The 17,085-nt window shown below is 70.6% G+C and carries 17 protein-coding genes; 14 read left to right on the top strand and 3 right to left on the bottom strand.

Annotated features, from left to right (window positions below; genetic code table 11):
* The first annotated feature begins 71 nt into the window (after positions 1-71).
* The 6 genes from AQJ46_RS40410 to AQJ46_RS40385 all read left to right on the top strand — a co-directional run bounded on the left by AQJ46_RS40410 (position 72) and on the right by AQJ46_RS40385 (position 6,525).
* Positions 72-1,811: an FAD-dependent oxidoreductase gene (locus AQJ46_RS40410; RefSeq protein WP_059210307.1), complete on the top strand. Its 1,740-nt coding sequence runs from the start codon at positions 72-74 to the stop codon at positions 1,809-1,811.
* Positions 1,812-1,878: 67 nt separating this feature from the next.
* A complete protein-coding gene (locus AQJ46_RS40405; protein WP_059210306.1) occupies positions 1,879-2,748 on the top strand; it encodes an intradiol ring-cleavage dioxygenase in 870 nt (289 codons plus the stop codon).
* Positions 2,745-3,812, top strand: coding sequence for a maleylacetate reductase (locus AQJ46_RS40400; protein WP_059210305.1), 1,068 nt, complete (start codon positions 2,745-2,747; stop codon positions 3,810-3,812). The genes AQJ46_RS40405 and AQJ46_RS40400 overlap by 4 nt, the downstream gene beginning before the upstream one ends.
* Before the next feature lie 43 nt (positions 3,813-3,855).
* Positions 3,856-4,770, top strand: a complete 915-nt coding sequence (locus AQJ46_RS40395) for a YceI family protein (RefSeq protein WP_059210354.1) — start codon at positions 3,856-3,858, stop codon at positions 4,768-4,770.
* 50 nt (positions 4,771-4,820) lie between these two features.
* Positions 4,821-5,228 (top strand): DUF3224 domain-containing protein, encoded by a 408-nt coding sequence (locus AQJ46_RS40390; RefSeq protein ID WP_059210304.1) that lies wholly within the window; start codon positions 4,821-4,823, stop codon positions 5,226-5,228.
* Positions 5,229-5,418: 190 nt separating this feature from the next.
* Positions 5,419-6,525: an NAD(P)/FAD-dependent oxidoreductase gene (locus AQJ46_RS40385; RefSeq protein WP_059210303.1), complete on the top strand. Its 1,107-nt coding sequence runs from the start codon at positions 5,419-5,421 to the stop codon at positions 6,523-6,525.
* A gap of 119 nt (positions 6,526-6,644) precedes the next feature.
* On the opposite strand, the gene AQJ46_RS40380 is transcribed toward AQJ46_RS40385, so the two are convergent.
* Positions 6,645-7,322, bottom strand: coding sequence for a response regulator transcription factor (locus AQJ46_RS40380; protein ID WP_059210302.1), 678 nt, complete (start codon positions 7,320-7,322; stop codon positions 6,645-6,647).
* Positions 7,323-7,506: 184 nt separating this feature from the next.
* On the opposite strand from AQJ46_RS40380, the gene AQJ46_RS56650 reads away from it, so the two are divergent.
* From AQJ46_RS56650 to AQJ46_RS40350, 7 genes are all read left to right on the top strand, one after another.
* Positions 7,507-7,671 carry a hypothetical protein gene (locus tag AQJ46_RS56650; RefSeq protein ID WP_208617067.1) on the top strand — a complete coding sequence of 55 codons (165 nt, stop codon included), beginning with the start codon at positions 7,507-7,509 and terminating at the stop codon, positions 7,669-7,671.
* Between the two features lie 92 nt (positions 7,672-7,763).
* Positions 7,764-8,615, top strand: a complete 852-nt coding sequence (locus AQJ46_RS40375) for a hypothetical protein (protein ID WP_059210301.1) — start codon at positions 7,764-7,766, stop codon at positions 8,613-8,615.
* 125 nt (positions 8,616-8,740) lie between these two features.
* Entirely contained in the window at positions 8,741-9,787 is a 1,047-nt protein-coding gene (locus tag AQJ46_RS40370; RefSeq protein WP_225887515.1) for a LacI family DNA-binding transcriptional regulator, read from the top strand.
* A 120-nt stretch (positions 9,788-9,907) separates the two neighbouring features.
* Entirely contained in the window at positions 9,908-11,245 is a 1,338-nt protein-coding gene (locus AQJ46_RS40365) for an ABC transporter substrate-binding protein (protein ID WP_079072630.1), read from the top strand.
* An 11-nt stretch (positions 11,246-11,256) separates the two neighbouring features.
* Positions 11,257-12,198 (top strand): carbohydrate ABC transporter permease, encoded by a 942-nt coding sequence (locus AQJ46_RS40360; RefSeq protein WP_059210300.1) that lies wholly within the window; start codon positions 11,257-11,259, stop codon positions 12,196-12,198.
* Positions 12,195-13,013: a carbohydrate ABC transporter permease gene (locus AQJ46_RS40355; RefSeq protein ID WP_059210299.1), complete on the top strand. Its 819-nt coding sequence runs from the start codon at positions 12,195-12,197 to the stop codon at positions 13,011-13,013. Before AQJ46_RS40360 ends, AQJ46_RS40355 begins: the two co-directional genes overlap by 4 nt.
* 23 nt (positions 13,014-13,036) lie before the next feature.
* Positions 13,037-15,100 (top strand): beta-galactosidase, encoded by a 2,064-nt coding sequence (locus tag AQJ46_RS40350; protein WP_059210298.1) that lies wholly within the window; start codon positions 13,037-13,039, stop codon positions 15,098-15,100.
* Positions 15,101-15,105: 5 nt separating this feature from the next.
* On the opposite strand, the gene AQJ46_RS40345 is transcribed toward AQJ46_RS40350, so the two are convergent.
* A complete protein-coding gene (locus AQJ46_RS40345; protein WP_059210297.1) occupies positions 15,106-15,951 on the bottom strand; it encodes a helix-turn-helix transcriptional regulator in 846 nt (281 codons plus the stop codon).
* A 103-nt stretch (positions 15,952-16,054) separates the two neighbouring features.
* Between AQJ46_RS40345 and AQJ46_RS40340 the strand changes: the two genes are divergently transcribed.
* Positions 16,055-16,762 carry an SDR family oxidoreductase gene (locus AQJ46_RS40340; protein ID WP_059210296.1) on the top strand — a complete coding sequence of 236 codons (708 nt, stop codon included), beginning with the start codon at positions 16,055-16,057 and terminating at the stop codon, positions 16,760-16,762.
* A gap of 22 nt (positions 16,763-16,784) precedes the next feature.
* On the opposite strand, the gene AQJ46_RS40335 is transcribed toward AQJ46_RS40340, so the two are convergent.
* A partial coding sequence (locus AQJ46_RS40335) for an electron transfer flavoprotein subunit alpha/FixB family protein (protein ID WP_167368221.1) occupies positions 16,785-17,085 on the bottom strand: 301 nt, incomplete at its 5' end.

The following is a 17,085-nucleotide window of genomic DNA, read 5'->3' as shown; positions in this document are numbered from 1 at the left end:
ACCCGCACACCGCCGTACCGCACCATGATCAAGACTGTCCGTCGTCCGTATGCCCACGCCAGGAGCGCCCCGTGTCCCCCGTCGTCGAGACCGACGTCCTGATCGTAGGCAGCGGCCCGGCCGGAGCCTCGGCCGCGCTCGCCCTGAGCACCTACGGCGTCCCCAACATCGTCGTCACCCGCTACGCGAGCCTCGCCGACACCCCCCGCGCGCACATCACCAACCAGCGCACGATGGAGGTGCTGCGCGACCTCGGCGTCGAACAGGACGTCGTCGCGCAGGCGACCCCGCAGCACCTGATGGGCAACACCACCTTCTGTACGAGCCTGGCCGGCGAGGAGCTGGGCCGGGTGCGCTCGTGGGGCAACGACCCGCTCGTCCAGGCCGCCCACGAACTCGCCAGCCCCACCCGCATGTGCGACATGCCGCAGCACCTCATGGAGCCGGTCCTCGTCGACGCGGCCGTCGCCCGCGGCACCAGCCTGCGTTTCCAGACCGAGTACCTCTCCCACACCCAGGACGCCGACGGCGTGACGGTCACCGTGCGGGACCGGCTGCGCGGAGACACGTACGAGATCCGCGCCAAGTACCTGATCGGCGCGGACGGCGGCCGCTCCAAGGTCGCCGAGGACGCCGGGCTGCCGATGGGCGGCCAGATGGGCGTGGCCGGCAGCATCAACATCGTCTTCGAGGCGGACCTGGCGCAGTACACCGCCCACCGGCCCTCCACCCTCTACTGGGTCCTCGCCCCGGGCGCCACCGTCGGCGGCATCGGCGCGGGCCTGGTGCGCTGTGTGCGGCCGTGGAACGAGTGGATGATCGTGTGGGGGTACGACGTCACGGCGGGCGCCCCCGACCTGACCACCGAGTACGCCGAGTCGGTCGTGCGGCAGCTGGTCGGCGACGACGAGATCCCCGTGACGATCAAGTCGTCCTCGGCCTGGACGGTCAACGAGATGTACGCCGAGACCTACTCGAACGGCCGCGTCTTCTGCGCCGGTGACGCCACCCACCGCCACCCGCCGTCCAACGGCCTCGGCTCCAACACCTCCATCCAGGACTCCTACAACCTCGCCTGGAAACTCAAGCTCGTCATCGACGGCACCGCCGCCCCGAAGCTGCTCGACACCTACACCGCCGAACGCGCCCCCGTCGGCAAGCAGGTCGTCACCCGCGCCAACCAGTCGATCGGCGAGACCGCCCCGATCTTCGAGGCCCTCGACGGACTCTCCCCGCAGACCCCCGAACAGCTGTGGGCCAACATCGCCGCCCGCAAGGGCACCACCGAGGCCGCCGAGAAGCAGCGGGCCCGGCTCCGCGAGGCCATCGCCTTCAAGGTGTACGAGTTCAACGCGCACGGCGTCGACCTCAACCAGCGCTACGCCTCGGACGCCGTCCTCCCTGACGGCACCCCCGCGGAGACCTTCGCGCGCGATCCCGAGCTCCACCACCAGCCCACCTCCCGCCCCGGCGCGCGCATCCCGCACGCCTGGATCACCTCCGGCACCCGCACCCTCTCCACCCTCGACACCGTCGGAAAGGGCCGCTTCACCCTGCTGACCGGCATCGGCGGCGAGGGCTGGGTCCGGGCCGCCGCGGCACAGGACATCGAGATCGCCACCGTGGTCGTCGGTCCCGGGCAGGAGTACGAGGACCCGTACGGCGACTGGGCGCGCCTGAGCGAGATCTCCGACGCGGGCGCGCTGCTCGTTCGGCCCGACGGGTTCGTCGCCTTCCGGCACCCGACCGCCGCGCCGGACGCCGGAACACTCCTGACGGACGCGCTGCGGCAGATCCTCGGCCACGCCTGAGGCCAGGCCCGCACAGACCGGGCGCGCAATCATGGATGAAGCGACACGTCGACGAGGAGGAGCCGGGATGACCACCGACGCGATCGGAACCAGCGTCACCGAGGAGGCCGTCGCCAGCCTCCACGCGACCGCCGATCCCCGCCTGCGCGAACTGCTCGCCGGACTGATCGGCCACCTGCACGACTTCGTGCGCGAAAGCCGGCTCACCCAGGAGGAGTGGGAGAAGGCGATCGCCTTCCTGACGGCGACCGGGCAGAAGTGCACCGACACCCGCCAGGAGTTCATCCTGCTCTCGGACGTCCTCGGCGTCTCCATGCTCGTCGAGACACTCAACGGCGACCGCGTCCAGGGCGCCACCGAGTCCACCGTGCTCGGCCCCTTCCATATGACCGAGTCGCCCGTGCGGGAACTCGGGGACGACATCGACCTGGTGGGCGGTGCCGAGCCGTGCGTGGTCAGCGGCCGGGTGCTCTCGGCGGACGGCATCCCGCTGCCCGGCGCCGTCCTCGACGTCTGGCAGGCCGACGACCAGGGCTTCTACGACGTCCAGCAGCCCGAGGTACAGCCCGCGGGCAACGGACGCGGACTGTTCACCGCCGACGCCGAGGGCCGCTTCTGGTTCCGCACCTGCGTCCCGGCGCCCTACCCGATCCCCACGGACGGCCCGGTCGGCGACCTGCTCGACGCGACCGGACGGCACCCGTACCGGCCCGCCCACATCCACTTCATCGCCGGAGCCGAAGGCCACACCCCCGTCACCACCCACATCTTCGTCGCGGGCAGCGACTACCTCGACTCCGACGCCGTCTTCGCCGTGAAACAGAGCCTCGTGCAGGACTTCGCGACGACCGACGACCCGTCCCTGGCCGCGGAGTTCGGCATCCCGAACCCCTTCCGGCACGCCCGCTTCGACCTCGTACTGGAGCCGAACGCATGACGTTCTCGGCCGACTTCACCCACGAGAGCCGTCCCGTGCGGGTCGTGTTCCGGCCCGGCGCCGCCGTGACCGCGACTCCCGGCGAGGCCGAACACCTGGGCCTGCGCCGCCTGTTGGTGGTGTGCGGCAGCCGGGGCGAGGCCGTGGCGCGGGCGGTCGCGGACGCGCTCGGCGACGCGTGCGCGGGGCTGCACGCCGAGGCCCGTATGCATGTACCCGTCGAGGACGCCGACCGGGCCGTGGCGGTGGCCCGCGCCGCCGGGGCCGACGGGGTCGTCGCGGTCGGTGGCGGCTCGTCCATCGGTCTCGGCAAGGCGATCGCCCTGCGCACCGGACTGCCGCTGATCGCCGTGCCGTCGACCTACTCGGGTTCCGAGATGACCCCCGTGTGGGGCCTGACCGAGGGCGGGGTCAAGCGCACCGGCCGCGACCCGAAGGTCCAGCCCCGCAGCGTCGTCTACGACCCCGAGCTGACCGTCTCCCTGCCGGTGCCGCTCACCGTGACCAGCGGTATCAACGCCCTCGCCCACGCCGTCGAGGCGCTCTACGCCCCGGACACCTCGCCGCTGATCGTGCTGATGGCCCAGGACGGCGTACGGGCGATGGCCGAGGCGCTGCCGCTGCTCGCCGCGCGGCCCGACGACCTGGACGCACGCGGCCGGGCCCTGTACGGCGCGTGGCTGTGCGGGGCGTGTCTGGGGGCGACCACCATGGGGCTGCACCACAAGCTGTGCCACGTCCTGGGCGGCACCTTCGGCCTGCCGCACGCCGACACACACACGGTCGTCCTGCCGTACGCGCTCGCGTACAACGCCCCCGCCGTCCCCGGTGCGTTGACCGTACTGGGACGGGCACTCGATGCCGACGACCCGGCACGGGCCCTGTGGGATCTGGCCGGGCGCCTGGGCGCGCCGCGCTCCCTCGCCGAACTCGGTCTCAAGGAGACCGACGTGGCGGAGGCGGCCGTACAGGTGGCGGGGCAGCCGTACGCCAACCCGCGTCCTGTGACGGCGGAGGCTGTGCGGGAGGTACTCCAGGCGGCCTATGAGGGACGTCGACCATGAGTCCCGCAGCACGACAGCAAGTCCCCGAAGAAAGGTGAACATCATGGCCCTCGCATTGCTCCGGCGCCGGCGGTCCAAGGCTGCCCTTGCCGAGGCGGCGGGCCTCTCCGTCCCCCTCCCGGAAGGCGCGGGCGCGGTGGCCCGTGAGATCGTCGACCCGATGGGCTCGCCCATGGCGGGCGCAGACGTCACCGTCACCGCCCTCGACACGCACCGGGTCGCGGTCCGCGGGACGAGCGACCCCTACGGCTACTTCGTCGCCGTTCTGCCGCCCGGCCGCTACAGCCTGCTGGCCGCGGCCGAAGGGCTCCAGCCGCACCGCGAGACGGTCGAGGTGGGGCCGTACGGGATGACGCCCACCGAGCGGGTCTGGCTCCAGCCCGCCCAGGCGCTGCAACTGCCCACGCCCGGTGTCTGGTTGTTCGATCCGCCGCACACCGCGATCCGCTTCATCGCCAAGCACGTCGGCATGGCCCACGTCCATGGCCGCTTCGAGCGTTTCGAGGGCGGCATCCAGGTCGCGCAGGACATGTCGCAGACCCGTGTCCAGGTCCGTATCGACGCCTCCAGCATCACCACCGGCAACACCACGCGCGACAACCATCTGCGGTCCGCCGACTTCCTCGACGTCGAACGCTTCCCCCACATCGACTTCGTCAGCACCCGCTTCGCCTATCGCGGCGGGAGCAAGTGGACCCTCCAGGGCAGTCTGACCATGCACGGCGTAAGCCGCTCGGTCGCCCTGGACACGACCTACCTCGGCACGGTGAACGGCGGCTACGGCGAGGAACTCCGCTGTGCGGCCCTCGCGACAGCGGAACTCCACCGCGAGGACTACACGCTCAACTGGCGATCCATGCTGGCCCGGGGCATCGCGGTCGTCGGCCCCACGGTCCAGCTGGAACTGGACGTCCAGGCGATGTACCGCACCCACGACACGCCCACCCCGCCGGAGTAGGCGCGCGCGGACAGCCGGTCATTGTCAGACCCGGTCGGTACGGTCGGCCCATGAGAGCCAACGGAACATTTGGCGTGAAGGCGTTCGTCCCGACCGAGCTGAAGCCCGAGCCGGCTGTGACCACCGGGCTTCCGGTCGGCGTCGCGACGATGGAGAAGCACTTCGAGGGCGAGATCGCCGGCCGCTCGGCCACCTTGTTCACCGCCGCGTACGACCAGCAGTCCGGCGTCGGCACCTACGTGGCCATGGAGTCCTTCGAGGGTTCGCTGCACGGCAGGTCCGGCGCCTTCAACTTCGTGCACTCGGCGACGACCTCCGGCAGCGACCGCACCGCGGAGTTCTTCACGATCGTGCCCTCCAGTGGCACCGGGGACCTGGCGGGGATCTCCGGCACCGGTGGCCTCGGGGTCGACGCCGACGGTACCCACCGGATCCGGCTCGACTACGAGCTCGGCTGATTTCCCGGTCAACTCGCCGTCACCGGAGGGCACATCGCATGTTCTCGGGGCCGACAGCTTCACAGAAAGCTCACATAACCCAACTCAAACTTTAGGTTTCAAGCGTTACGCTCACCGGCATCCGAGTGCTCGGGGGAGCGGCTCGTCCGCCATGGCACTCCCTCCCCCCACGGTTTCAGGAGAACTCGGCGTGAGTGACGGCGACGTAGTGGTGATCGGCGGCGGCTATGCGGGCGTCCGGCTGGCGAAACGGCTGGACGCGACGGCACGGGTCACGCTCGTGGACCGCAAGGAGGTCTTCTTCCACCGTATCTCCTCCCTACGGGCGGGTGTGCGCAAGGAGTGGAGCTCGACCCCCTTCATCCCGTACGACCGGCTGCTGCGTCACGGCCAGTTGGTCGTGGGCAAGGTGGTTCGCATCGACACGGCCGAGCGACGAGTGGTGCTGGCCAACGGCACGCGGCTGCCCTACGACGTGGTGGTGATCGCGACCGGCGCCGACTACCCGGAGCCGGCCCGCTTCACCGGGACCACCACCGAGGAGGCGATGAAGTCCTTCGCCGCGCACCAGCAGAAGATCGCCTTCGCCGAGCACGTCCTCGTCGTCGGCGGCGGGCCCTCCGGTGTCGAACTCAGCGCCGAGATCCGGCTGGCCCGGCCGGACGCCCGGGTCACGCTCGCGCACTCCGGTCCCGCGCTGCTCGGCAGCACGGGCAGCCAACGGGCCGGACGGAAGGCGCGCGAGTGGCTGGAGGCCCATGACGTGGAGGTACGGCTCGACTCCTTCATGGCCCCGGGCAACGACTTCGGCACCTACCGCGACGCCCGCGGCGACGTCATCACCGCGGACCTCTCCTTCTGGGCGACGGGTACCACCCCCAACACCCTCTGGCTGCGCCTGGGCGGACACGGCGACCTGCTGACCCCCTCGGGGCATGTGAAGGTCGACCGCTCGCTGCGGGCCGAGGGACACCTGGACGTCTTCGCGGTCGGTGACGTCAACGACGCCACCGAGCTCAAGATCACCCCGGCGGCGCTAGCCCAGGCCGACCTCGCCGCTTGGAACATCCGCGCCCACCTGCACAGTTCGGGCAAGCACCGCAAGGAGCCGCGCTTCTACCGGCCCATCCACCGCACTCCGCTGATCGTGCCCTTCGGCCCTGCCGACGGGGTGACCATGCTGCCCGTGCCGGGTGGCGAGACGGCGGTGCTCGGCAGCCGCACCAGCGCCGTCGCCAAGGCGAAGACCCTCATGACGCCCTATATGAGGCGTCAACTCGGCTACACGGCGGCCTGATCGGTGAAGGCGACCTCGGCGGTGGCGCGCCGGGGTCCCGGCGCGTGGCGAGGTGAAGCCACGCGCCGGCCGCCGGCGAGCACGAACTCAGGTCGAGGAGTGGAAGGTGCCGGGGTCTGTCACGCGTGCAGGACGTGCTGGGTGGGCCGGACCAGTCCCGACTCGTAGGCGAAGACCACCGCCTGGACCCGGCCGCGAGCACCGATCTTGGTGAGGATGTTGCTGACGTGGGACTTCACGGTGGTGGGGGCGATGGAGAGCCGGTCGGCGATCTCGGCGTTGGAGTCGCCGGAGGCGACGGCGGTGAGGACGTCGCGCTCACGTCCGGTGAGGGTGCCCAGTCGGTTGCCCGGTGCGGTGCTCCCGACGGCGCGCTGGTCGCGGACGGCGTCGATGAGCGCACGGGTCAGTCCGGGAGAGACGACCACGTCACCTGCGGCCACGACCCGGACGGCTGCCACCAGTTCGTCGGCGGTGGCGTTCTCGGGGAGGTGTCCGGCGGCTCCGGCGCGCAGGGCGCCGTAGGGGTAGGTGTCGTCGGTCGTCGTGAGGAGCAGGACGTGCGGGGCGTGCCCGTCCGGAGTGTGGGCGATACGGCGGACGGTCTCGGCGGTGTCCGTGTCGGTGGCGCGGCCCTCCAGCAGGACGACGTCCGGCCGGAGCAGGGCGCTCAGCCGGACCGCCTCCGGCCCGTGCGCGGCCTCGCCGACGACGTTCAGGTCGGGCTGGGACTCGAGGAGCATTCGAAGACCGACCCGCTGAAGTGACTGGCCGGTGGCGATGAGGACGCTGGTCATGGGGTGCGTGCTCCATTCCCGTCCAGCGGAATACATGCTGAACGAAACGGTTTCGTTCTCGTGGTTTCAGACTAGCTCGGGAGCTATCGAAACGGGTGCGTATCGATTGTGGGGTGGGTCACATTCCGGTGGTGTTTGGGTCCTCGGCGAGTCGTCGTCGCTGGTGAGGGCGGAGGGCCGGGAAGTGCCCGCGACCGTCAGGGGTGGAGCGGTCTCCGGCAGCCTGGTCTCGCCGCCCGGCGGAATCGCGGTGACGATCATGACGGCGGCCACCGCGGCGGCGACGATCAGGGTCGGCACGGTGAGGAGGCGGGAGCGCGAGTCGCGTGCGGGTCGCTGTGCCGGCTAGGGTGCCGAGGTGAGTGGGGCAGGGGGGCAACCCGGGGCGGACCGGCGGCGACCCAATGGTGAATCCCGGCCCCCACGAAGGGAGTTCACTCCATGCGCACCCGCATCGCGCGTCTCGTCACCGTCCTGGCCGCCCTGCTCGCGGTACTCGCCGCCCCCGCCGTCACGGCGACCCCGGCACAGGCGGCCGACACCTGGAACCCGCCCGCCGGCCTTGTGCAACCGCTGGGCGAGGTGTGGAACCACGTCGAGTCGACCTATCCCGACCTCTACGGCTTCCGCAACTACGGCTGGGACCAGATCGTCGCCAACAAGGGAAGCGTCAACTACTGCGTCCGCTGGGAGTCCGACGCCCCCGTCAGTGCCGCCCTGCGGGACCAGGTCCACGCCGCGCTGAAGAAGCAGTTCGGCAAGTGGATGGCGGCCATGCTCGACAACGGCACCGGCACCAACGCCTGGCCGTACACCACCGTGCCCGTCAACATCGTCGGCTGGGCGGTGAAGAACCGGTCGACCCTCCAGTGGACGGACAACTCGGTCGACATCTACGCCGGAAACCTGGACTCCGGCGGCGCCCCGCAGTGCGCGCCCGACTGCGGCCGCTTCTTCCACCAGGACGGCAACTACTCGAAGTGCCCCGGCGGTGTGGCCCGCCACTACGACCAGTCTCTCTGGCTCACCAAGGGCTTCCAGGGAGGTGCCGGCGGGGACTGGGGCCAGCGCGTCGGCCAGGAGTACTTCACCGGCGCCCTCGCCCAGGAGAACATCCACATCTACCTCCACGAAGTCGGCCACACCTTCGGTCTCGACGACTTCTACGACTGGACCCCGACCGGTCAGTGCTGCTTCCTGATGAAGGCGGGCAGCGCGACCCAGATCACCGACTTCGACAAGTGGATGCTGCGTGACTTCTGGCGCCACCTGAAGAGCCGGTACGGCTACTGAGCGGAGGGGATTGACGCGGCCCGGAGTGGCTGTCACAGTTTTGACTACGTAGTCATCGAGCCGTGGCGCACGTGTGCGGAGGTTTGTGACTACGTAGTCAAAGTTCTACGGCGAGGAGCGCGCACATGGCGGTCACCGGACCCGGACGTCCGCGGCGAGGCCCCGGCATGACCGAGGTCGCGCGGGCCGCCGGTGTCTCGCAGAAGACCGTGTCGCGGGTCGTCAACGGCGAACCGCACGTCAGCCCGGAGGTGCGCGACCGCGTCCTCCGGGCCGTACAGGAGCTGGGGTACCGCCCGAACAACGCGGCGCGCGCCCTGCTGCTCGGCCGCTACCGGCGGATCGGCGTCGTCTCGCTCGGCAGCGCGCTCTACGGCCCCTCCACCCTGCTCCTCGCCCTGGAACGGGCCATGCACCGGGTGGGCTACTCCTTCGCCCTGGCCGGAACGCTGGAGGGGCAGCCGGTCCAGGTCGCCGTGGAGGCGCTGCTGGAACAGGGTGTGGACGGGATCGTCCTGTCCGAGCCGATCGACGACGGCGCCCCGCTCCGGCTCAGCGCGGACGTGCCGGTGGTCAGCCTCGGCGAAGGCGTCGAGGTCGGCCAGGGCAGGAGTGCCGTCGTCGGCGCCGACGGGCTCGTGGCCGCCCGGATCGCCACCGAACACCTGCTGTCCCTGGGTCACCGCACGGTCTGGCACATCCCGGGACCGCACGACTGGTGGGCCGCGCGTGACCGCGTGCGCGGCTGGCGGGAGGCCCTCGCCGCGGCCGGCGCCCCCGAGCCCCCGCTGCCGGTCGAGGGCGACTGGAGCCCGGCCTCCGGGTACGCGGCCGGACGGCAACTGGCCGGGCTCTCCGACGTCACCGCCGTGTTCGCCGCCAACGACGACATGGCGATCGGGGCGCTACGGGCGTTCGCCGAGGCGGGCCTGTCCGTCCCCGGTGACGTCAGCGTCGTCGGCTTCGACGACATCCCCGCGGCCGCCTATCTCTCCCCGCCCCTGACCACCGTCCGCCAGGACTTCACCGCGGTCGCCGACCGGGCCGTCGACGTGCTCATCGCCATGATCGAAGGCGGCCCGGCACCGGCCGAACGTACCGACATCCCCGTCGAGTTGACCGTACGGGCCTCCAGCGGCCCGGTACGCGAACCCGCACCACCCCTGCGCTGAACCGTCGGCGCGACGGCCCGCGGCACCCCATGCCGCAGGCCCGCTCCGCCCTGCCCGCGGGTGCCGCCCGGGACGGCCGCACCCGCGCTCCCCGTAGCCGCACCACGTGAGGAGTCACGTGTGTTCCCCGCATCCCCGACCCGCCGCACCCTGTTGCGTGGCGCCCTCGGCCTCGGCGCCGCCACCGCCCTCACCGCCTGCGGAGGCGGCAGCACCACCGCCCGCACCTCCGGAGACGTGACCCTGTCCCTGTGGACCCACGACCCCGGATACGAGGACTTCTTCCGCAAGGGCATACCGGAGGCCGACCGGCTCACCGACTTCCGCTACCACCTCGACGTCACCCGCGCCGGACCCGCCGACCTCGTCACCAAACTGCTCGCCCAGGCCGTCGCCGGACGCGGCACCCCCGACGCGATCGGCTTCGAGATCGGCAGCTTCCCGCGCATGCTGCGCGGTGACATCGCCCCGCGGCTGCTGCACGACCTGACCCCCGACATCGCCGCCGTCCCCGGCCTGAAGGACGACCTGCTCCCCGCCCGCCTCGCCCCCTACAGCAAGGACGGCAGGCTCTACGCCCTCGACTCGGACACCCCGATGGTCGTCTACTACTACCGCGACGACCTGTTCTCGCAGTGGAACCTCCCCACGGACACCGCCACCTGGGAGGAGTACGCCGAACTCGGCGCCCGCGTGCACAAGGACCACGGCGCCTCCCTCTGCGTCGTCTCCACGGTCGGCAGCGACACGGGACAGGTCGTCCAGTCCTTCCAGATGCTGCTCTACCAGCGCGGCGGCGCCTTCTTCGACGCCGACGGAAACCTCGTCCTCGACTCCCCGGAGGCCGAGGAGACCCTGCGCTTCCTGTGCGAGGGACTGCGCACCGGCTTCGTCATCGACATCTCCGACTACTACGGGGCGGCCATGCAGACCGCCCTGAAGACGAACAGGGTCGTCGGGCTGCCGATGGCCATCTGGTACAAGAACTACGGTCTGATCCCCAACGTGCCCGAACAGAAGGGCAGATGGCGGGTACGGGGACTGCCCCGGTTCACCAAGGGCGGCGGGGTGACCGCCGCACTGGGCGGCACCGGCTTCGGCGTCGTCAAGGACAAGGCCAACACCGAGGCGGCCGTCGACTTCCTCCTCAACACCTGGCTCACCCACGAGGGACAGGTGCGCCGCTTCACCGAGACCGGCTATCTGCCCACCCGCCGTTCCGTGTACGAGGATCCGCAGCTCAACGCCACGAAGGACGACTTCTGCGGCGGCCAGCAACTCTTCCGGCTCTACCGGTCGTTGCTGCCCGACGTCCCGGCCTTCTACCAGAGCCCCGACCAGTCGATCCTCTTCGACGTCCTCGCCGGCAACCTCCTGCGCGCCTACCGCGGCGATGTCAGCCCACGCCAGGCGCTCAAGCAGACCGCAGCCGACTACCGCGACCAGGCCGGACGTTAGGAGGCCCCGCTGTGACCACCGTTGTCGCGGGCCGTGCCCGCACCGCCGACGAACGCACCGGCGACCCCGGTACCGCACAGCGCCCACGCCGCACCTGGGCGCCGTACCTCTTCATCTCGCCCTTCTATCTCCTCTACGTCCTGTTCATGCTGATCCCGATCGCGGTCTCGCTGTGGCTGAGCCTGACCGAGTGGGTCGGCCTCGGCACCCCGCACTGGGTGGGCCTGCGCAACTACCGCAACCTGCTCACCGACATCAGTTTCCACCGCGCCCTCGGCAACACGGCCGTCTTCGTCCTCGTCGCCGTCTGTGTCGTCGTGCCGCTCGCCCTGCTGATCGCGCAGGCCCTCAACACCCGCGGCCTGCGCGCCCGGGACCTGTGGCGCACCGCCTACTTCGTGCCGATCGTCGTCTCCCCGATCCTTGTCGCACTCATCTTCGGCCTGCTCTTCGACCGGCAGTTCGGCCTGATCAACTCGATCCTGCGCGCCCTGTTCGGCACCGGCGGCGTCGACTGGCTCGGCGACCCGAGCCTGGCCAAGGTGAGCATCGCCCTGGTCATGCTGTGGCGCTGGACCGGATACCTCACCGTGTTCTTCCTGGCCGGACTCCAGAACGTGCCGAGGGAGTTGTACGAGGCGGCCGCCCTGGACGGCGCCGGACGCGTCCGCACCTTCACCACCGTCACCCTCCCGGCGCTGAAGCCGGTCACGGCCTTCGTCGTCGTCACCTCCTTCATCGGCGCCGCCCAGATCTTCGAGGAGCCCTACCTGCTCACCGGCGGCGGACCGGCCGAATCCACGCTCTCCGTGACGATGTTCATCTACCGGGCCGCCTTCCAGCGCCAGCAGTTCGGCTACGCGGCCGCCGCGGCCGTCGTGCTGTTCGTCCTGGTCTTCGGCCTCAGCCAGCTCTTCAACCGGCTCCTCGGCATCGGGAGGGCGTCCGCATGACACGCACCCGCATACCCCTCTACGGCACGCTCGTCCTGCTGCTCCTGGCCTTCCTGGCCCCGCTGCTGTGGGCGCTCAGCGGTTCGTTCAAGCCGCGCGGCGACATCTTCGCCTACCCGCCCCGACTGCTGCCAGACCCGTTCACCCTCGACAACTACCAACGCCTGCTGTCCGGGCAGCCGTTCTGGCGCTGGTTCCTGATGAGCACGGTCGTCGCCCTCGTCGCCACCACCGTGTCCGTGTTCGTCTGCGCCCTGGCCGGCTACGGCTTCGCCAAGTTCCGCTTCGCCGGCAGACGCCTGCTGTTCGGCGTGATGTTCAGCTCGCTGTCGGTCCCCTTCGCGGTGATCCTGGTGCCGTTGTTCGTGATCCTCGTCAAGAGCGGCCTCGGCAGCCCCTGGTTCGCGCTGATCGTGCCGTGGGTGGCGCCCGCGTTCGGGATCTTCATGATGCAGCAGTACATCGTGCAGTCCGTCCCGGACTCCGTCCTCGAGGCCGCCAGGATCGACGGGGCGAGCGAGTTCGGCATCTTCCGCACCATCGTGCTGCCCCTGCTGCGGCCCTCGCTGGGCGCGCTCGCCGTCTGGCAGTTCCTGCAGAGCTACAACAGCTTCCTGTGGCCGCTGGTGCTGGTCTCCGACAGTTCCCAGTACACCCTGCCGCTCGGCCTGCAGACCCTGTTCGTGTCCGAGCAACGGCAGTACGACCTCGTGCTCGCCGGAGCCGTCATCGCCGTCGTGCCCGCGGTCGCTCTGTTCGTGGTCCTGCGCAAGCAGCTCCTCGAAGGCCTGTCCACGGGTGCAGTCAAAGGCTGACCCAACCACCGTATTGGAGAAGGATGTTCGAGCTTCCACCCCGCGTTCTTTTCGGCGCCGCCTACTACCACGAGTACCAGCCGTACGAACGCTTGAAGGACGACCTCGACCTGATGGCCGAGGCACGCTTCACGGTGATCCGGGTCGGCGAGTCCGTGTGGTCCACCTGGGAACCGGAGAACGGCCGCTTCGACCTCGACTGGCTCCAGCCCGTCCTGGACGGCGCCCACGAGCGGGGCATCTCGGTGATCCTCGGGACACCGACATACGCCGTACCGCCGTGGCTGGCCCGCCAGTACCCGGAGATCGCGGGGGAGTCACGCACGGGTGAGCGCATCGGCTGGGGTGCCCGGCAGGAGGTCGACTTCACCCACCCGGCGTTCCGCTTCCACGCCGAACGGATCACCCGGAAGATCGTCGCCCGGTACGCCGACCACCCCGCCGTGATCGGCTACCAGGTCGACAACGAACCCGGCCCCCATCTCCTGCACAACCATGGCGTGTTCCAGCGTTTCACCGACGAACTCCGCGCGCAGTACGGCGATGTGGAGACCCTCAACCGCGAATGGGGCCTGGTCTACTGGTCGCACCGGCTCTCCACCTGGGCCGACCTGTGGACCCCCGACGGCAACGCCCAGCCCCAGTACGACCTGGCCTGGCGGCGCTTCCAGGCCCGGCTCGTCACCGAGTTCATCGCCTGGCAGGCGGACATCGTCCGCGAGTACGCCCGCCCCCGCCAGTTCGTCACCACCTGCATCTCCTACGACCGCCAGGGCGTGGAGGACGACAAGCTCACCGAACGGCTCGACGTCACCGCGGGCAACCCGTACTACACGATGCAGGACGCCCTCGAACTGCCCGACCCGGGCGTCGGCGGACAGGACTGGACGACCAACGGCACCTGGGCGCTGTACCGCAGCGCCGACCGCATGTACTCCTCCCGCCAGGAACCGTTCCTGGTCACGGAGACCAACGCCCAGGCCATCAGCTACCCGTGGAACAACCGCCCCGCCTATGACGGCCAGTGGCGTCAGGCAGCCTGGGCGTTGATCTCGCGCGGTGCCTCGATGATCGAGTACTGGCACTGGCACACCCTGCACTTCGGCACCGAGACCTACTGGGGCGGCATCCTCCCGCACAACGGCCGCCCCGGCCGCGTCTACCGCGAACTCGCCACGCTGGGAGCGGAGTTGGAGAAGGCGGGCGACCTCACGGCGGCGCTCACCCCGGACGCCGATGTCGCCTTCCTGTACGACGGCCCCAGCAAGTGGGCACTCCAGGCTCAGCCGCCCCTCGCCCTGGCGGACGGGGGTGCGAACGGGCGGTCGTACGAGACGGTCTTCGACGCCTTCTACCGGGGCGCCTTCGACGCGGGGCTCCAGACCCGCATCCTCCACCCCGGGCAGCTCTCGACGGCCGCACTGCCCGAAGTTCTCGTCGCCCCCGCCTTCTACGCCGCCGACGACGAGACCCTCGACCGCCTCAGGGCCTACGCCGAGGCGGGCGGGCACCTGATCGTGGGTCCCCGCACCGGGTACGGCGACACCGAGGCGAGGGCCCGCACCGAAGCGCAGCCAGGAAGGCTGGCGGAGGCGGCCGGGGTGACGTACGACGAGTTCAGCAACCTGGGCGCCCCACTGCCGGTCACCGGCACGGAAAGTCTCCCCCTGCCGCCCGAAGCGTGCGCCCGGCACTGGGCCGACGGTCTCCAGCCGCAGGGAGCCGAGGAGCTGGCGACCTACGACCACCCCCACTTCGGGCGCTGGCCGGCGGCCACGACACACCGTCATGGCGCGGGCCGTATCACCTACGTGGGTACCGTTCCCGACCCCGCCTTCGCCCGGGCCGTGTTCGAGTGGGCCGCCCCGGCCACCTGGCGCCCGGCCCGTCCGAGCGTCACCGCGACCTCGGCCACCGCCCGCGACGGCCGCCGGGTCCGCTTCCTGCACAACTGGTCGTGGGAGGCGGTGTCGGTCGCCGTGCCGACGTCCCTGCGGAACGCTCTGACGGACGAGGTGTACTCGCAGTCCGTGCCCCTGGGGCCCTGGGACGTGAAGATCCTCACGGAGGACGAGACGAAGGAGTAGCTCCGCTAGCTTCTCTCGACCAGGCTCTGCGTGCCCAGCACCGAGATCAGCCGCAGCTTCTCGGCGGCCTCGGTGCCGGGCTCGGCCGAGTACACGAGGATGTGCAGGTTGTTCTCCTCCACCCGGAGGAGGTCGCAGTCGAGCGTGAGCGTGCCGGCCTGCGGATGCTCGATCGTCTTGTGCGAGCCGGCGAGACGGCCCACGACCCCCGCGTCCCACAGTTCGGCGAACCGCTGGCTCCTGGTGCGCAACTCCGCCACGAGGGCTTGGAGTTGGCGGTCGGCGGGATAGCGGGCGGAGGTCGTGCGCAGTTCGGCGACCATGCCCGCCTCGAAGTCCCGCCGCTCCTCCGGCGTGTGCCGCACTCTGGTCGGCATGCCCGTGAAGTTGCGCCACACACCGTTGCGTTCGAAGCCCCGCAGGACCGACGGATCGCCCATCAGAGCCGCGTACGTCGGGTTGGCCAGCAGCAGCGTCATGGCCGCGTCGGAGACCGCGACGGCGGTGTCGACCAGCCGGTCCAGCAGCCGCTGCACGCTGGGCGTGATGAATGCGGGCACGACATCCGGTCCCGGCGGCACCAGTTCCGCGAGACCGAAGAGGTACGTCCGCTCGTCCCCCGAGAGCCGCAGCGCCCGGGCCAGCGCCTCGACGACCTGCACGGACGGGTTGACCGCCCGGCCCTGTTCGAGACGGGTCACATAGTCGACCGAGATGCCGGCCAGCAGGGCCAGCTCCTCGCGCCGCAGCCCGGCAGCCCGCCGATGGCCGCCGGAGGGCAGCCCGGCCGCGTCCGGGGGCACCCGGTCGCGCCAGCGCCGCAGCGCCTGTCCCAGTTCTGTCACCGCCATGCTCCTCAGTGAACACCGGCGGCCGCGGATGTGCCTGGTACCGCCAGTCCCAGGACGAAGGGTCTTCTGGCTGACCGGGCCTCGGCGCAGCAGGCTGGACGGCATGACGACAACACTCATCACCGGAGCGAACAAGGGCCTCGGCTTCGAGACCGCCCGCCGCCTCATCGCCGCAGGACACACCGTCTACGTCGGCGCCCGTGACGCCGAGCGCGGCCGCCGCGCCGCCGACGAGCTCGGCGCGCGGTTCGTCCAGCTCGACGTCACCGACGACGCCTCCGTCGAGGCCGCGGCCAAGACCCTGGACGCCGCGGGCGGCCTCGACGTCCTGATCAACAACGCCGGAATCGAGACCCGCACCGAGGACAACAGCGTGCCGGTAGCGGCGACCGTGACCGCCGACCAGATGCGCACCACCTTCGAGACGAACGTCTTCGGCGTCGTCCGCGTCCTGCACGCCTTCCTTCCGCTGCTCCAGCGCTCGGCCGCGCCCGTCGTGGTCAACGTCAGCAGCGGCCTGGGCTCCCTGACCCATCTCTCCGACCCCGACCACCCCGCGCACTTCTACCCGGGCATCGCCTACCCGACGTCCAAGACCGCGGTCAACATGCTCACCGTGCAGTTCGCGAAGGCGTTCCCGGCCATGCGGATCAACTCCGTGGAGCCCGGATTCACCAAGACCGACCTGAACGGCAACACCGGCACGCAGACCGTGGCCGAGGGCGCCGAGATCATCGTCCGCATGGCCCAGGTCGCCCCGGACGGCCCGACCGGCGGCTACTTCGACGCCAAGGGGCCGCTGCCCTGGTGACCCCGGCAGCCGTCCAACAGACTCACCCCTTGCGGGTGTTGATCTCTTCGGTGAGGGCGGGGACGACGTCGAAGAGGTCGCCGACGACGCCGTAGTCGACGAGGTCGAAGATGGGGGCCTCGGCGTCCTTGTTGACCGCCACGATCGTCTTGGAGGTCTGCATGCCGGCGCGGTGCTGGATCGCGCCGGAGATGCCGTTGGCGATGTACAGCTGCGGGGAGACGGACTTGCCGGTCTGGCCGACCTGGTTGGTGTGCGGGTACCAGCCCGCGTCGACGGCGGCGCGGGAGGCGCCGACGGCCGCGCCGAGGGAGTCGGCGAGG

Source organism: Streptomyces canus (genome assembly GCF_001514145.1).
Taxonomy (GTDB): domain Bacteria; phylum Actinomycetota; class Actinomycetes; order Streptomycetales; family Streptomycetaceae; genus Streptomyces; species Streptomyces canus.
This window is presented reverse-complemented; position numbering and strand designations above follow the sequence as displayed.

Bases quoted from the DNA above. Each gene is read 5' to 3' on its own strand.
- AQJ46_RS40340 (WP_059210296.1), top strand. From the start codon at position 16,055: ATGACGACAACACTCATCACCGGAGCGAACAAGGGCCTCGGCTTCGAG.
- AQJ46_RS40395 (WP_059210354.1), top strand. From the start codon at position 3,856: ATGGCCCTCGCATTGCTCCGGCGCCGGCGGTCCAAGGCTGCCCTTGCC.
- AQJ46_RS40400 (WP_059210305.1), top strand. From the start codon at position 2,745: ATGACGTTCTCGGCCGACTTCACCCACGAGAGCCGTCCCGTGCGGGTC.
- AQJ46_RS40380 (WP_059210302.1), bottom strand. From the start codon at position 7,322: ATGACCAGCGTCCTCATCGCCACCGGCCAGTCACTTCAGCGGGTCGGT.
- AQJ46_RS40370 (WP_225887515.1), top strand. From the start codon at position 8,741: ATGGCGGTCACCGGACCCGGACGTCCGCGGCGAGGCCCCGGCATGACC.
- AQJ46_RS40355 (WP_059210299.1), top strand. From the start codon at position 12,195: ATGACACGCACCCGCATACCCCTCTACGGCACGCTCGTCCTGCTGCTC.
- AQJ46_RS40390 (WP_059210304.1), top strand. From the start codon at position 4,821: ATGAGAGCCAACGGAACATTTGGCGTGAAGGCGTTCGTCCCGACCGAG.
- AQJ46_RS40405 (WP_059210306.1), top strand. From the start codon at position 1,879: ATGACCACCGACGCGATCGGAACCAGCGTCACCGAGGAGGCCGTCGCC.
- AQJ46_RS40375 (WP_059210301.1), top strand. From the start codon at position 7,764: ATGCGCACCCGCATCGCGCGTCTCGTCACCGTCCTGGCCGCCCTGCTC.
- AQJ46_RS40350 (WP_059210298.1), top strand. From the start codon at position 13,037: ATGTTCGAGCTTCCACCCCGCGTTCTTTTCGGCGCCGCCTACTACCAC.
- AQJ46_RS40345 (WP_059210297.1), bottom strand. From the start codon at position 15,951: ATGGCGGTGACAGAACTGGGACAGGCGCTGCGGCGCTGGCGCGACCGG.